Annotated in this window: 17 protein-coding genes; 8 read left to right on the forward strand and 9 right to left on the reverse strand. The window is 57.4% G+C overall.

The features are described from left to right. The first annotated feature begins 10 nt into the window (after positions 1–10). Both VGN12_15895 and VGN12_15900 read left to right on the forward strand, forming a co-directional pair. The gene (locus tag VGN12_15895) at positions 11–877 is read left to right on the forward strand and encodes an AraC family transcriptional regulator (GenBank protein ID HEY4310934.1); all 867 of its coding nucleotides are present in this window, start codon (positions 11–13) and stop codon (positions 875–877) included. A gap of 200 nt (positions 878–1,077) precedes the next feature. Next, positions 1,078–1,434, forward strand: coding sequence for an amidohydrolase family protein (locus VGN12_15900; GenBank protein HEY4310935.1), 357 nt, complete (start codon positions 1,078–1,080; stop codon positions 1,432–1,434). A gap of 529 nt (positions 1,435–1,963) precedes the next feature. On the opposite strand, the gene VGN12_15905 is transcribed toward VGN12_15900, so the two are convergent. Continuing rightward, positions 1,964–2,356, reverse strand: a complete 393-nt coding sequence (locus VGN12_15905) for a hypothetical protein (protein ID HEY4310936.1) — start codon at positions 2,354–2,356, stop codon at positions 1,964–1,966. On the opposite strand from VGN12_15905, the gene VGN12_15910 reads away from it, so the two are divergent. Together VGN12_15910 and VGN12_15915 are read left to right on the forward strand one after the other, a co-directional pair. Further along, complete coding sequence (locus VGN12_15910; protein HEY4310937.1) at positions 2,355–3,152, forward strand: SUMF1/EgtB/PvdO family nonheme iron enzyme; 798 nt, start codon at positions 2,355–2,357, stop codon at positions 3,150–3,152. The genes VGN12_15905 and VGN12_15910 overlap by 2 nt on opposite strands. A gap of 189 nt (positions 3,153–3,341) precedes the next feature. Then, positions 3,342–4,274 carry a TlpA disulfide reductase family protein gene (locus VGN12_15915; GenBank protein HEY4310938.1) on the forward strand — a complete coding sequence of 311 codons (933 nt, stop codon included), beginning with the start codon at positions 3,342–3,344 and terminating at the stop codon, positions 4,272–4,274. A gap of 130 nt (positions 4,275–4,404) precedes the next feature. On the opposite strand, the gene VGN12_15920 is transcribed toward VGN12_15915, so the two are convergent. The 4 genes from VGN12_15920 to VGN12_15935 form a co-directional block, all read right to left on the reverse strand. Continuing rightward, positions 4,405–5,379, reverse strand: a complete 975-nt coding sequence (locus VGN12_15920) for a DJ-1/PfpI family protein (GenBank protein ID HEY4310939.1) — start codon at positions 5,377–5,379, stop codon at positions 4,405–4,407. A 158-nt stretch (positions 5,380–5,537) separates the two neighbouring features. Beyond that, on the reverse strand, positions 5,538–7,022 hold the full coding sequence (locus VGN12_15925; GenBank protein HEY4310940.1) for a pyridoxal-dependent decarboxylase: 1,485 nt from the start codon (positions 7,020–7,022) through the stop codon (positions 5,538–5,540). 157 nt (positions 7,023–7,179) lie between these two features. Continuing rightward, complete coding sequence (locus VGN12_15930) at positions 7,180–7,629, reverse strand: hypothetical protein (GenBank protein ID HEY4310941.1); 450 nt, start codon at positions 7,627–7,629, stop codon at positions 7,180–7,182. A gap of 57 nt (positions 7,630–7,686) precedes the next feature. Further along, the gene (locus tag VGN12_15935) at positions 7,687–8,445 is read right to left on the reverse strand and encodes a hypothetical protein (GenBank protein ID HEY4310942.1); all 759 of its coding nucleotides are present in this window, start codon (positions 8,443–8,445) and stop codon (positions 7,687–7,689) included. A 215-nt stretch (positions 8,446–8,660) separates the two neighbouring features. Here VGN12_15935 and VGN12_15940 point away from each other — a divergent pair, with 215 nt between their 5' ends. The 4 genes from VGN12_15940 (at position 8,661) to VGN12_15955 (ending at position 12,850) form a co-directional block, all read left to right on the forward strand. Then, positions 8,661–9,413, forward strand: a complete 753-nt coding sequence (locus tag VGN12_15940; protein HEY4310943.1) for a response regulator — start codon at positions 8,661–8,663, stop codon at positions 9,411–9,413. Further along, the gene (locus VGN12_15945) at positions 9,403–10,722 is read left to right on the forward strand and encodes an ATP-binding protein (protein HEY4310944.1); all 1,320 of its coding nucleotides are present in this window, start codon (positions 9,403–9,405) and stop codon (positions 10,720–10,722) included. Before VGN12_15940 ends, VGN12_15945 begins: the two co-directional genes overlap by 11 nt. A gap of 219 nt (positions 10,723–10,941) precedes the next feature. Then, entirely contained in the window at positions 10,942–12,417 is a 1,476-nt protein-coding gene (locus tag VGN12_15950; protein HEY4310945.1) for an acyl-CoA thioester hydrolase/BAAT C-terminal domain-containing protein, read from the forward strand. Positions 12,418–12,460: 43 nt separating this feature from the next. Further along, entirely contained in the window at positions 12,461–12,850 is a 390-nt protein-coding gene (locus tag VGN12_15955; protein HEY4310946.1) for a hypothetical protein, read from the forward strand. Positions 12,851–12,900: 50 nt separating this feature from the next. On the opposite strand, the gene VGN12_15960 is transcribed toward VGN12_15955, so the two are convergent. From VGN12_15960 to VGN12_15975, 4 genes are all read right to left on the reverse strand, one after another. After that, on the reverse strand, positions 12,901–13,287 hold the full coding sequence (locus VGN12_15960) for an alpha/beta hydrolase (protein HEY4310947.1): 387 nt from the start codon (positions 13,285–13,287) through the stop codon (positions 12,901–12,903). Next, positions 13,263–13,583 carry an alpha/beta fold hydrolase gene (locus VGN12_15965; GenBank protein ID HEY4310948.1) on the reverse strand — a complete coding sequence of 107 codons (321 nt, stop codon included), beginning with the start codon at positions 13,581–13,583 and terminating at the stop codon, positions 13,263–13,265. Before VGN12_15965 ends, VGN12_15960 begins: the two co-directional genes overlap by 25 nt. A gap of 52 nt (positions 13,584–13,635) precedes the next feature. Further along, a complete protein-coding gene (locus VGN12_15970) occupies positions 13,636–14,394 on the reverse strand; it encodes a DUF4386 domain-containing protein (protein HEY4310949.1) in 759 nt (252 codons plus the stop codon). 259 nt (positions 14,395–14,653) lie between these two features. Further along, a partial coding sequence (locus tag VGN12_15975) for a hypothetical protein (GenBank protein HEY4310950.1) occupies positions 14,654–14,855 on the reverse strand: 202 nt, incomplete at its 5' end.

Below are 14,855 nucleotides of genomic sequence, written 5' to 3' on the forward strand. Positions count from 1 at the left end.
GCTACGCATCATGTGCAGCACTGTGGCCGACTATCGACCCACCGATCTTGAACGGTTGTGCAACTTAGGGCAGCTGCGCCACCGAGTTGACCGGCTGATTTCCGGCCGCGGCGGCGAAGGCATCGAGCGGCTGGAGGCGGTCTTGAAAGGCAAGTCGTTCAGCCTGCACCGGCACGACACCTATGCCATCGGTCTTACGCTGGCCGGGGTACAAACGTTTCGCTATCGCGGCGAGCGGCGGTATTCCTTACCCGGCCAATGCCACATTCTGCATCCGGATGAGGCGCACGACGGCGCCCCCGGCACCGAGGAGGGATTTCGCTACCGGATCATTTATCTGGATCCGGTGTTGGTGCAGGAGGCGTTAGGGGGAAAAGCCCTGCCGTTCGTTTCCGAACCCATCGTGTCCTTATCGGCGCGGCAGTTGGCCGGATTCAGGCGCTTATGGGACCTCGACGACGAGATCGACGAGCTTGGTAGAATCGAAATTGTCGATCTTTCCCTCGAAGCATTGATGGCCGCATGCCGGCGCCCCACCGGCTCGATCCGTCTATCGATGGAAGGGCTGAATCGCGCACGCGCGATGATTGCCGCCGATCCGGCCCGACGCCACAGTCTGGAATCGCTGGAAAAGGCCGCGAAGCTGGATCGTTGGACCTTGGCGCGCCAATTCCGCGCGGCCTTTGGCACGAGCCCCAGCCGGTACCGCACCATGCGCCAGCTGACTTTCGTGCGTCGTCTGATACTTGGTGGCACGCCTTTGGTGGAAGCCTCATTCCGAGCGGGGTTCGCCGATCAGAGCCACATGACGCGTCAATTCAAGAAAGCATTCGGCCTCGCGCCAGGCCACTGGGTGAGCGCGGCGGCGCGCGCGTGAAAAGAGCATCGTTCGGTGCGCCACACTTCTAGCAAGTCAAATTAGGTCCCAAACCGGCGCGCCATCCTCATGGTTCCCGGACCTTCGATAGCATCCACACGTACATCGAAAGCTACAACAATCGGGTGGATGGCACTCCGTTGCCCGAACTCGCCTCGCCGTCCGTGGCTGTCACCATGCTTCGGACTCCGATCCGCAGAGTGGCCGCCGCCACCGGGTATATGGCACAACACGAGGCTCGCCTGCTGTTTGGAACGGACACCCCGAGCTCACCGACCTACGCGAATCCTCCGGGACTCAAGGGCTTTTTGGAAATACGCCGCCTCGCCGATGCCGGCAAAACTCCCGAGCAAATCTTTCAGGCGCCGACGCTGAGCAATGCACGCGCTCTGAAACTCGATAATGAGATTGGCACGGTGCAAGATGGGAAGCGCGCAAACCTGCTGCTAGTGCATGCTGATCCCAGGAAAACCATCCAGGCCTGCCAACAAATCGAGAAGGTTTTTCTCCGCGGACAAGCACTGGACCCGAGTGTGTTGGCTGCAAGTCATCCCTGAAAGGCGAGCGTCCTCAAACGTTTCTGCCAGTCCGCTAAATTCCCGGGACTTTGTCTAATCAGGTAAGCCATCATTACACAGGTGTCTTTGATAAAAAATTGCACTGCTAGTGTGGATGATCCTGCTTTCACGGCTCTATATGCCGCTACTTATCTACTCGGCGATCATGGCAATGGAACCGCCGGCGAAATGCAGAGTTTGATTGCGAGCTTGGCTCACCAGGGCCGACTTTGGTATCAGCCCTTCCTTTCGCCCACTGGGATTATTCACAAATCTCGTATTTTTCGGCGAGATCTATATCGGCATCGCGATGCTGTTCGTGGCCCGAAGAGTCGCCATTCGAACGGTGCGATGAGCCCTGAACACCGAACTAATAGCCCGTAACATGCCGTCGGACAGGCGGTCGGCACAATCGTTCTATACCCGGATGTAATCCCCGACCAAACTCGTTGTTGTGACATCTCGGCAATTGGGTGTGTGTTTTTGGGTCAGAAAGCGTATCGGCAGTGAATTGTTGCGTGAAAGTATTTTAAAGTGAAATTGTTGCCAGCGTCCAAAGCGCGCGCGTCGATACAAACTCCCAGATATCGAGTCCGGTCAAAGCGTAGTTGATGCTTTTAAGAAGTACAGGGTTATGTAACGAGACCATGCGAGCGGCGAGGGCGCCCGACCCGGGCACGGTGTCTGCCGCCAGCGCCCAGTTGAGGCGCGTGTTGGCGCCGCAAAAGATCTCAAGGTGTGCGGCGGAGCGCGTCATGATCAGGCGGATAGCAGTTCTTCTCGCGGTTTCGTGCACTGTATGCGGCTGGATGAGCGCATCGCCGCCGGCACATGCGAAAGCGCCCGCTGCCGGAACATCGTTCCGTGACTGTTCGGACGGCTGCCCCGACATGGTGGTGCTACCGCCAGGCAGCTTCATCATGGGGGCTGCACCGGGGGAAGAAGAGCGTTTGAATCTACCGAATCAATTTCGCGGACGCTCGGCACCGCAGCACTCGGTCACGATCCCACACAAGCTCGCCATTGCCAGATTTGACGTGACGCGAGATGAGTACGCGCGGTTTGTGGCGGAGACAAATCGGCCGGACCACGAAAGCTGCTATACCTTAAATGCGGACAGCAGCGGCCAGAGTGTTGTGACCGGCGTCAATTGGCGTTATCCGGGATTTTCGCAGACCGGACGCCACCCAGTCGTCTGTGTCAGCTGGGACGATGCGCAGGCCTATGTGGCTTGGCTGAGCGCCAAGACGGGCCATATCTACCGCTTACCAACGGAGGCTGAGTGGGAATACGCGGCGCGCGCGGGAACGATGACGGCGCGTTACGGTAGCGATAATCCTGAGCAGCTCTGCCGCTACAGCAATGTTGCTGATCTGGATTACAGTGAGCAGTATCCTCGCGATAATAGCGGGGTGAATCGAGCGTGCCGCGACGGGTATGCATTCACGTCGCCGGTTGGAAGTTTTCAGCCGAACCAATTCGGCCTCTACGATATGCTCGGCAATGTCTTTCAATGGAATGAAGACTGCTGGAACGCCAACTACAGCGGCGCGCCTACTGATGGCACGGCGTGGCAGTCGGGAGACTGCGGTGGGCACGTTACGCGTGGCGGTTCCTGGGACCTGTCTTTCCGCTTCCTCAGCTCGGCTAGCCGCCGCGGGCTCCCCGCGTCCACTTGGGCCAACTCCTTCGGGTTCCGCGTGGCCAGAACACTTTAGTGACATCTGGTAACAGCGAGCCATCGTAAGGATGGGGGCATGCGTACCTACATGCGATCCTCTTCCGAGGGCAGTCACATCCCTCTTTCCAGATCGCGATTGCCTAAGTCCGCCACCACGCGGCCGTGAGCCGCAACCAGATTTGCCTAGCGGTGTTTTGATGTAATGAGAAATCGAAGTAAACGAAGTTTGTCCCTGCGCCTGATTGCGTCGATCGCCTTAGGCTTGGGCTCATTGGCGTCGGTTCTCGCAGCGTTCCTGCTGCAACAAAATCAGGACATCCGCCCCATTCTGATGGTGGCGTTCGGCGGATTTTTCGTCGCTGCGATGCTCTCGCCGAAGGACGACACACCGGGAAGTTGGCGCACGGGTACGGCCGTCGCACTCGGCGGCATAATTCCTGCGCTGCTGCTGAGCTATTTTGACCTGGCGTTCACCGATCAGCTCTATCTTCTGCTGTATTGCGTGACCGCCGCCATCACCGTCGCTGCGGCACTGATCGCCCGTTGGTTCAAATCCCAGCGACGGATTGGCGGCGCAGTCGCGATTGCCGCTTTCGCTGTGGCGGCGGCCGGTTTTAGCGCATTTCGCGTGGTTCCCTCGCTCGAGGATGAGCGCGCGTACCAGACTGTCGACCGCGCGATTGCACCGTTTTCCGTGCGCACACTCGAGGGCAAGGAGATCAGTTCCGATTCGTGGCGCGGTCGCGTGGTAGTGCTGTCCTACTGGGCCACTTGGTGTCCGCCCTGTCTTGCGGAAATGCCAAAGATTGCAGCCTTGGTAGATGCTTATCGAGACGATCCAAAAGTCGCCATCATTTCGCTAAACGCGGGCTACGGCGGCGACACGCCCGGAAAAGCCAGATCATTCCTGCAACGACACAACCTTCCACTATCGTCGGAAATCGACGACATCAGAACCAATGGCGCCGCCAAGGGAATGGCCGCCGGGAGCTTGGGCCTCAAGGTGTTACCTACACTCTTCATTCTCGATGAATCGGGCAGGCTGGTAGCAATCCATGTCGGCTTCGACAATTCGGAGAATCTGCCGGCGACGCTGAGGCGCCACATAGATCTGATTCGTGTCAAGGATTCCCCCGCTCGGCATGAGCATCTGGGATGAGGCCCTACCTCAAGGCGCTCGCGGAATATCGAGACTCGCACCAGGCGAGCCCCTTCGTTCCATCTCTCAGCACTTCGGGATGAGTGCTGCGATCCTGTGCTGATCGGTCAGCGTTGCGTTTCTTTGAACGTCAGCCGGCCCGTGTCACCGCGACTGAGAGGACAAACTGGCCGGCGTGAGTTCCCGACGGTCGAACATCGACCGAGGCGCGCCACGCAGCGCCATTGGCATCTTTAAAACTCCAATAGCTTAGGCCACTCTTCGCTGAGTCGGTGGCAGGAGCGGAAGTCGCGGTCCGATGTCCCGTGTCGCGAAAGATGGCCTGCACCTGCTTTTCCAGGGCCGCCAAACCGAGCTGCGAATAAGCCTGCTCGCTAAGTTCCCAGTGTTTAGCATCGCCCTGCGTTCTGAGAGTTGACCAATCGCCGAGCTTGGCAAGCTTCGGACCGATGTCCGGAAGGACGTTTATGGCAAACGTGCCGGGAAGATAGTTATGCTGGTGACTTGCGTCATACTCCAAGTACAAAGCGTCGTCCTGCGCCTCTCCTTCGCCGAGCATTCGGCCAACCACGTGCAACGCCCCGTCGAGGCCGGCGGAAAGTCCCCCTGTGGTGATGATCTTGCCGTTGTCAACGAAGCGTTGGTCACGCACGACTTTGATCTGCGGATGTTGCGCTTGCAGGATGGGGATATTTTGCCGTGTCGTCGTTGCCGTCAGTCCGTCGAGCAGCCCGGTGTTGGCGAGTATGAAGGCACCGTTACAGACAGACATCGTGAATCGCGCATGCGCGGCCTGGGCCTTGATCCAATCAAGGGTCGCCCTATCATGCTCAACCTCTTCAACCATTCCACCGGGGATGATCACGACGTCAGCTGGGGGAGCGGTAAGGTAGCTGTATTGTGCGAGCACGGTCATCCCTGCGCCGGTGACCACGGGTTTTGCGGTCGATGCGACCGTGTAGATCTCGAATTGATCGCTCTCTGCGCTGAAAACCTCGTATGGTCCTGCGTAGTCGATGATCTCGGCGCCATTGAAGATTAAAACGGCGACCCTGTGGCGCGCCGGCGCCGGTTGGGCCAGTGCGACCGTTACCAGGCCGCACAATATTAGAGGGGCGATCAGGTATCGGCAGAGGCGCCTTCCTAGTCAACTTCGATCATCGATCTTAAGTATTGCTCAATGCAATTTCCCGAACGATACCACTGGCTGCGCAAAAGCTACCGTTGGCAGCAAATCCGCGAGACATGCACAAGGCGCTGGTCCTAATCCTCCAGCTCCGCTCCTATTTGCTCACAGGCCTGAACGAGCGCTCGAAGGTCCGAGCGTTGGCTCCGTTGGTTTAAATTGCAAACCCTCACACACGATTTCCCGCCGATGGTGTAAAGCGACGGGATGCCGATACCTCGTTTTTGAATCTCGCCGACGAGACGCTCATTGAGCCGGTTCATAGATTTCAGCCGCAGGCCTTTTTTGCCTCGGTAGCGAAAATTGACGATCGAAAGCGGCCCCGAGGCCAGAAGCTCTAAGACGGGGCTGTCATTGATCAGCTGCTCGAGAAAGCGGGCCTGACCAATATTCTTATCCACCATTTGGCCAAATTTAGCGGCGCCGTGAGTCTTCATGGAAATCCAGAACGGCAACCCACGCAATGCCCGCGAGAGTTCGGGCCCCCGGTTCGCGAAAATCACGGGTGTGTCAGTGAGAGAGCCGGGCACCGCGCTGGTGTAAGATGATTGATAGGCGAAGGCGCCCTCGAGCGCTAGACCATCTGCCACCAAGATGCAGCCAACGTCGTAGGGTTGGGAGAACCACTTATGAAGGTCGAAAGCGAGCGAATCCGCCCGCGCGATCCCCTTCAACAGCCCTTTATGCTTGTCGGAGAAGGCGGCTGCCGCGCCGATTGCTCCGTCTACATGAAACCAAAGGCTCTCTTTGCTCGCGAAATCCGCGAGGGCGTCCAAGGGATCGATCGCGCCTGTACCGACGGTGCCTGCAGTGCCAATCACGGCGATGGGCGTTAGCCCACGCTTGCGGTCTCGCGCGACGACTTTTTTCAACGCCGCCAAATCAATTTCAAAACGATCAGTGACCGGGATCACGCGAAATGCATCACTTCCCAGACCCAGCATGTCAAGCGCCTTAGAGATGGAAAAGTGGGTAGCGGCGGAGCCATAAACGGTCAACTGCCTTCCTCGCAAACCCTTGGCTCGTATACTCTTGCCACCCCTCTGATGGCGCGCCACTGCAAGCCCAATAAAGTTCGCGAGCGAGCCGCCACTGGTCAGATTGCCCTTGGTGGTTTTCGGAAAGGAGAACGTCTCGCGGAACCACTCCAGCACTTGTAGCTCGACCCAGGTTCCAGCGTGGTGATGGATAACGATAGGTGAATGAAACGCGGCATTGAGCAAGGTCGCTAGCACACCATCGCTCGTCCCGGTGCCCCCTGCCCAGCCCCAGAAGCGCGGCGTAAACATACCGAAGGGAAAGGGTTTTACAAACTCCAAGAAATCCTGGTACGCCGCCCGCAGTCCTTTGCCTTCTTGCGGCATGGGTGTTGCAAACGGGGCCTTGTCCTGTTGCGAAAGGGGTCGCCAAGCGTGCCGAGTAGGCAACCCTTTCAGGTCATCGACCGTGGTGTCTACCATTTCGCGCGCGAGAGCGCGAAAATTCTCCCAGTCTTCAGGATCTAGCGTGGGCTCGAGGGCACCGCGCTGTGTCACGCGCTTGTATCGCATAATGCCAGCCATATAGTAATCATCGGCCGATCATCCCCCTGCGGTCAAAACGACATTTGCAAATGTTCGCACGCATGCTACGTCAACCCTGCATAGATCGCGCAGGCACCGAATGGGAAGCAGGATTTAGTCGCCGGGACGCATGCTTCTTGAAGCACGTATACCAACTTCACTTTAAAATAATTTCACGAAACAATTCACTGCCTATAGGCTTTCTATATTCAGTCCTGGCCACTCTGGCCTTGTTCTGAAACTCGGTGCTGCCGATGACTTTCTTGGCCACGTCTTCAAGCTCGGCACCTTTGTCTAAAGCAGCCGCGCCGTTCTTGTAAGTAATCCAGAGGACTACGTTGGGCTGATCCGGTGATTTTGGAAAGAGCTTGAAGACCTTGTAATCGATGATCAGCCCGGCTTTCTTGGTCGCTTCCATGGTCGGCTTCCAGGTCGAATTCAGCCAATCGATGTACTCTTCAAAATGCCCGTATTCAATTCGTAGGGTGGTCACGTTAGTGACCGGGCCCTCCGTATACTGGCGCACATCCCGGGCATTTTGGGCACTGGCAGTGAGCGACAGTGAGGACGCTGCGAGACACATGGATAAAATAACGGTCTTAGTCATTTTCCGGTCACCTGTTGTGATATTTCTCTAGGCCGCCAGCACAATGTGTGTACCCAATCAGTGCTTGGGTTTTCTGAAAATCAGGATGAATTGTTCCGTCTTGCCGCGAATCGCCGGATCGCGCACATTAGCGGTGCGGGGATCGTCGGCATTGTGAAGCAAGTCACTCTCGGCCGCGAGTCTGAAACCTGCCGCCGCCACTTCTGATTTGGCCACGGCCTCATCGATGCGATGCAGTGTGTTGGTGTCGCGTAAGCCGGAGCCGGCTTCCGCGGAGTGATCGATGATGACGTAGCGTCCACCTGGTTTTAATGCCGCAAAGATAGCCTTGTTGATTTTTGCAAGGTCGGCCGGGGCTAAGAATGGATCATGCAGGTCATGATAATTCAACGAAATCCAGACCAGGTCCAATGGCTCCGGCGCCGCGAAGTCGTTGACCGGCCCAGCGATGATGGAAACGTTCTTAAACTGTGGATAGGGCATCGATCCGTTCGCAGGTAGCGGTTGTTTGAGGAAACTTGCGAATTCCGCGGGAACGAAGGCGTAGACACGACCCTGCGGTCCGACCGCGCTTGACAATATGCGGGAGAAATAGCCCTTACCGGGAATGAAGTCTGCAACCTTCTCGCCGTTCTTGATGCCAACAAAGCTCAGAACTTCTGCGGGTTTGCGATTCGCGTCTCTTTGCCGATCCTCATCCGGTCGATCTTGATTTGCCACCGCATTTGCAATATTGGGCGGCACCGCATTTTGTGCCGAAGTCGCGGAGCATCCGAAAATGACAAGAGCTGCGGCAATTGGAAACAACGATCTCATGTTTCGTCCCTCTTCGATGAGTCAGACTTCCGGATGTGAGCGTTGAGGAGCCCTCCGGCAAAGCCATGTCCGGACATTTGACTACGGTTCTGTATCTGCGTTGTGTCGCAAGTGCCCTTTCCGCTTATGTTTCTGTGTGCGAAGGGCCGGGGGATACACTAAGATACAAATCAGTCCGCTATTGGTTCGCCAACAGGCGATGATCTTGGGGACACATGCAACAACCCGATCACATCCTTATCGTTGACGATGACAAGGACATCCGCGAATTGCTGGAGGCTTACCTCTCGAAGCACGGCTTCAAGGTGACGGCCGTCGCCAACGGTCGGCGAATGAATGCGGCCCTCGAATCGAGCGCCATCGACCTTATCGTTCTTGACTTGATGTTGCAGGGCGAGGACGGATTAACTCTGTGTCGCGATCTGCGCGTGCTCGGCAAGGCGAAAGCAATTCCCATTTTGATGCTGACGGCCCGCAATGAGGAGGCGGATCGGGTCATTGGCCTTGAGATGGGGGCGGACGATTACATCACGAAGCCGTTTGCGGCGCGCGAGCTTGTGGCGCGCATTCGCGCGGTATTGCGACGGACGCGCATGCTGCCGCCCAACATGCGCATCACGGAGACGGCGCCGACCATCAGATTTGGCGACTGGGTGTTGAGCGTCACAGGTCGGCACTTGCTCGATCGGGACGGAACGGTCGTCTCCTTGAGCGGCGCGGAATATCGCCTGCTGCGCATATTTTTGGATCAACCGCAACGTGTCCTGACTCGGGATCAACTGTTGAATCTCACCCAGGGGCGTGACGCCGACCCATTTGATCGCTCCATCGATCTTCTTGTAAGCCGCTTGCGTCAACGCCTGCGTGACGGCGCTCGCGAGCCGCGCTACATCAAAACGGTTCGCAATGAGGGTTATGTGTTGGCCGAAGCAATTGAAGTGCTTTCCGAGGACGGCCGTGCGCAATAAATGGCGTCTGCGACCGCGCACTCTATTTACCCGACTCACCCTCATTCTGTTCGCCGGGCTCTTACTCGCGCACCTTCTTTCATTCTGGTTGGTGTTCTCGGAGCGCACGCAATCATCCATGCGCATGATGATGCACTCCGCCTTGAGGGATGTGGCAAGTTCGGTGGCGATTCTCGATCGATTGCCTGCCGAAGAACGCTCAGCGTGGCTGCCCAAGTTAAATCGTAGTAGTTACCATTACGGGCTGGAGCCGATTTCCGACAGCGCGCCCATCGATTCGCGGTCGGCACCGCCAATTCTCGGGGCAATTGTCAGCGCCCTCGGACCCGGCTATGCAAGTACGGCATCGGCAAAAATCATTTCCGCACGCCATGTGCAGCTGCAACTACCTCTTCACGACGGTGCGCCGCTGAGCGTCGATCTTTCCTATTCCCCCGTACCGCTACCTGCCTGGTTGCCGGTGCTGCTTGCCGCGCAATTCGCCGCGCTCGGCGTAGTCTGTTGGTTCGCGGTGCGCCAAGCGACCCGTCCATTGGCGCAACTCGCACGAGCCGCCGACGCTCTCGGGCAAGACGGCCAAGGCGAAGCTCTGGCAGAGGATGGTCCACTCGAGGTTGCGCGCGCCGCACTTGCCTTCAATGCCATGCGGCGTCGCATCAGTCACTATTTGAGTGAACGCATGCAGCTTCTGGCGGCCATCTCTCATGATTTGCAGACCCCCATAACGCGCATGCGCCTGCGCGCCGACTTGATGGACGACACCCCGTTTCGAGACAAGTTCATCGGCGATCTGAGAGCGATGCAATCACTGGTGCAAGAGGGAATTGCTTACGCACGAGACGGCCAAGGCATCACTGAACCGATGCGCCTGACTGACATGAACGCTTTGCTTGATAGCGTGGTTTGCGACTACGGCGATGCGGGGAACATGGTTCGATTGAGCGGTCACTGCGACACTCCAGTTTCTACGCGACCACAGACCTTGCGCAGAATCATCACAAATCTAGTGGATAACGCGCTTAAGTTCGGTAGCGAAGCGGAACTGCTGTTCGCCCTGGAAGGAGAGGATCGGGTTACGATAAGTGTACGCGACACGGGTCCGGGAATTCCCCCCGCGCAGATGGGGGCTGTTCTGCAGCCTTTTTACCGCATCGAAGGTTCACGCAATCGGGAAACCGGGGGTACCGGGTTGGGCCTGGCGATTGCGCAGCAGCTTACGCAGCTACTGCATGGCACGCTAAGCATGCAGAATCGTGACGGCGGCGGCCTTGAAGTACGGGTGTCACTGCCGACGATGCCGCTCCTCTAGTCTTGCACCCTAGGAAGCCGATCATGGTAATAGGCTGCCAAGCACTTTCTCAGGTACCTCGCAGGACTCGACGGCCGACGAGGAGTTCGTGTTAAGCCGCGATTTTGGCGCTTTTATTTGTACCGACTCTCGTATAGAGCCTCGAGGAGGCGACTCCAATTTAGGGACTAGAGATCGGTCCGCGCGACTTGGACATAGCCTCTTTGTGCCGGATTGCATATGACTTCACTTCACAAGAATAGGCAGATCCATTGGAGCGTCCTCCTGGCGCTGCTTGCAGTCCTCAACGCTCGATCCCCGGTGCTGGCCGCGGGGCCTTCAGGCAATCTCGAGTCGCCTGGGAGCAATGAGCTTCCGCGCTCAATGGTCACGCTCCAGATTACGCCGGATCATCCGCTGATGGACGAGCGCATTGGCATTAGGATTGCAGGCCTTCGCCCGAAACGTGCGATCTTGGTCACCGCAAGAACGCGATCACAAGATGGTCTATGGTGGCGCAGCCACGCGATCTTCACTTCTGACTCAATGGGAGAAATTGACCTCGCAGCGCAGGCGCCGGTGACTGGCAGCTATCGGGGGGTCGACGTGATGGGCCTCTTCTGGTCTATGTCACCAGATGCGAAGCCGAGGAATGCAGAGCATGGTTTTTTCGAAATCAAAGATCCGTCGATACCATTGGATACTGAGCTTCAGGTCTGGGATGACGCTCAGCTGCTCGCTGAGGCAAATGTGGTGCGAAGCTACGGCGAATACGTTGTTCGCGCATCGCCAGCAGGTAATGGCGTCACCGGAATCCTCTATTCACCGAGCGACACGGGCACTCATCCCGCCGTGCTTGTCATCGGCGGGTCGGACGGCGGCTTAGGGGCACCCGCCGTAGCGATGCTTCTCGCCGCTCACGGTTTCACTGCGCTGTCGATCGCCTATTTTGGCCTGCCGGGCTTGCCGTCGAGTCTCGAGGCAATTCCGATGGAGGACTTTACGCGAGCAATCGACTGGCTTAGCCGTCAACCCGGCGTTGATTCCAGGTTCGTTGCCATCTACGGTGAATCCCGCGGTTCCGAGCCTGCGCTTTGGGTGGCGGCAAACGCCGCCGCTGTGAACGCGGTGGTCGTCCGTTCGCCGAGCCATGTGCTTTGGGGTGGCGTCACCGCCCATCACCTGCCGGGTGCGGCAGCCTGGACGTGGCATGGACGATCGCCACCGTACATCCCCAATCATCTGTCGATCGGACTCTGGGTTTCGTACGGCTGGGATCTGCTGACTGCAAGACCCGTGTCTCAGCGCGCCCTATTTCTCGACAACCTGAAAGCCTTCGGCGACACCGCGGACATAGATATTAGCGTCGAGAATATCGACGGTCCGATACTGGTGCTTGCCGGGAAGGACGATCAGATCTGGCCGTCTGATCTGATGGCAAGGCGAATCATGGCGAGGCTTAGGGAGCATGGGCATGCCTTCGCCGACCAACTCTTGGAGTTCGAAAATGTCGGACATCCCATTCCGTACCTCTATGTGCCCATCAACGGCGACCGACAGCACTCGCGCTTCGCGGTGGGTGGCACGGTTCAGGGCACCGTCAAGGCTCAAGCGGAAGCATGGCCGAGGATCATCGCGTTTTTACAGTCCGCAGCTCGAAACTCAAACAACGATAGAAATGCCACCAAAGTGGATTCGGCACTCATCAGCGAATAGCCGGGTTCGGTGGCGTCTTTCGCTGTTCGGTCGGATGATATTCGTGAAGGTGCTTCCGGACCGTATCGATCGCTGCATCGAGCTCCACATCAATATCGGGCGCAACCCCTTCGTTCTCTACCCGCCACTCACCGGCGGGCGTGAAGAATCGAAGAGCCTTGAGCGTCGTTTGAACGAATATATCGAATCCTTCCAAGGCGACTTCCGGCGCTGGCAGCGAGATGGGAGCCGCCCGCGCGGGGATTCGTCGGCGCGTGTCGAAGCGGCCCAAATTTGCAGACAAAAGACGGACGCCGAGATGAAACAGTGCCCTAGTTCAGGTCTATTCGGTGATTCGCAGATCCTGTCCGGCTTTCGATACGCCTTGCCTGCGCCACCGGCTTCGTTCATTGGCACTCCTAGGCACGAAGCGCACATCCGTCTTGAAGGCTGACGAGCGCCGGCATGATCGTGAGCGAGAGAAACCAAAGTCGTAGGGATCGGCTACTTAGACCTAACGGCCAATGGGCGCACTCGCGCGACTAGTTCCTTGAGGAATTCATCCGACTTGATGAACATTGCGAAATGCCCGACGCCCGGAACGGTTACAAACGCTTTGCGTGGCGCGATTATTGAATCAAGATATTTCTTCGCAAGTTCCGTCGGCGCACTGCAGTCGTGATCGCCCCGGATGACAAACATCGGCACGGCGAACTCGCCCGCGATTCGCTTGTAGTCGAAATTGGTGATCTGATCAAAGAGGTGTTTTTCGCTGAAGACTTGGCCTTCCAAGGAATAGTTGTAGTCGCGCACTGTGTAACCTGGCGCCTCCAGAGCAAATCCTAACTGACCGCCCAGAAAGTAGTTTATGTCGCGACCTTCCCAAACCATTCGCCACTTGTAGAGCAACTGCCATCCCTTGCCGTCTTTATAGGGGGCGGCCCGACGGCCTTCAAATCGGCCACCGCTTGCGCATCCCCGACAGATTGAGCTTCGCGCAATGAGAGTCGATAGCCCACGACGTTGCCTTCCTTGGAATCCGCGACCTGGCCGGTACCTACGTAGGCGTAAAAGAGATCCGGTCTGGCCTTGGCCATCAGAGTGCCGATCATCGAGCCGAACGAGTGACCGACCATAATGATTTTGTCTTGACTCAAGTGCTTGCGTAGGTACTCGGAGAGTTCGATACCGTCGTGCGTAAATCGGGCGAGTCCCTATCTGCGCCCGGCGTTGACAGTCCTACAGAGCTTTGCTTTCCGCTGCCTGGTTCTGCTCAATCCACTTCTGATTATCGACGCCGCGCACGAGGAGCCATAGCGTAAGCGATGCTTCCGCGAGAAGTCCTGCGGCAACGATGTAACCGAAAAGTTGGTTCGCGAGCGGCGGTGCCAAGAAAAGCAGCGCGCCGATACCGGCCAAAGCACATAGCACACCCAAAATGGAAGGCAAGAATCTAGACTTGACAATGAGGAACCCGAGGAACAGAAAGTGGAACCCAAAAAACACTAGGGCGATGTTCCTGACTTGCGAGGCTAGTTTGAGAGACAGTAGTGCCAGCATCTGTAACTGTTCATGCTGAAGTACATCCAAATAGTGCGCGCCACTCAAGATTACGAGCGGGGCAACCTGAAACAGATAGCTGACAGCGAATATAGCGCAAGCAATGAGGCGAAATGCCCCCGCCATTAACGACCAAGTCCTTGTCACGGGTCTAAACAAGGCATAGAACACGACTGCCACAGCGACAGAGCACGCGGTCGAGATGAGTTCAAATGCGATGGCCCCTCGAAAGGATGATTCATGCATCAAGACATTGGTTGCTGTGGTGCCTGGATCGCTCGGCAGGATGAGGCCGCGGAAAAGAAACACCGCGATAAGTGTAGTTAGTATGTTGAGTAGATAGCTGACGCCTGCTGTTCTGGCCAAATAACGCGGCGATCTGTCCGTGATACGTTCCGAGGGAGTAGGCGCATTCATATTCATCTCACGAACCGACATCGAAGACGCACGACCCATAGTGCAATCCATGGTTCAGAACATGGACACGGGCTTCCCGCCACGGGACGCACGAGCCATTCAGCCAGATGAGCCATCGCGATCGTCAAAGCCAGGTAATGTCATATTGTGGTCTTCTATTCCTTCAGCTGCACCTGCCGCATCATTCCCGCCGCAACGGCTGGCCTCGCGCGCGCTGGAGGGTTACCTTGCCCTCGACGCTTTGATGGCCGCATGCAGGCGTCCCATTGGTTCGGCCCGTCTATCGATGGACGGATTGAACCGCGCACGCGCCATGATCGCTGCCGATCCCGCCAAACGCCACAGTCTGGATACGCTCGAAGAGCTCGCGAAGCTGGATCGTTGGACCTAGGCCCGTCAATTCCGCACTGCCTTTGGCACGAGTCCCAGCTGGTACCGTACCATGCGCCAACTGAATATCGTGCGTCGGCAGATACTCAGCG

Source organism: Pirellulales bacterium (assembly GCA_036499395.1).
Taxonomy (GTDB): domain Bacteria; phylum Planctomycetota; class Planctomycetia; order Pirellulales; family JACPPG01; genus JACPPG01.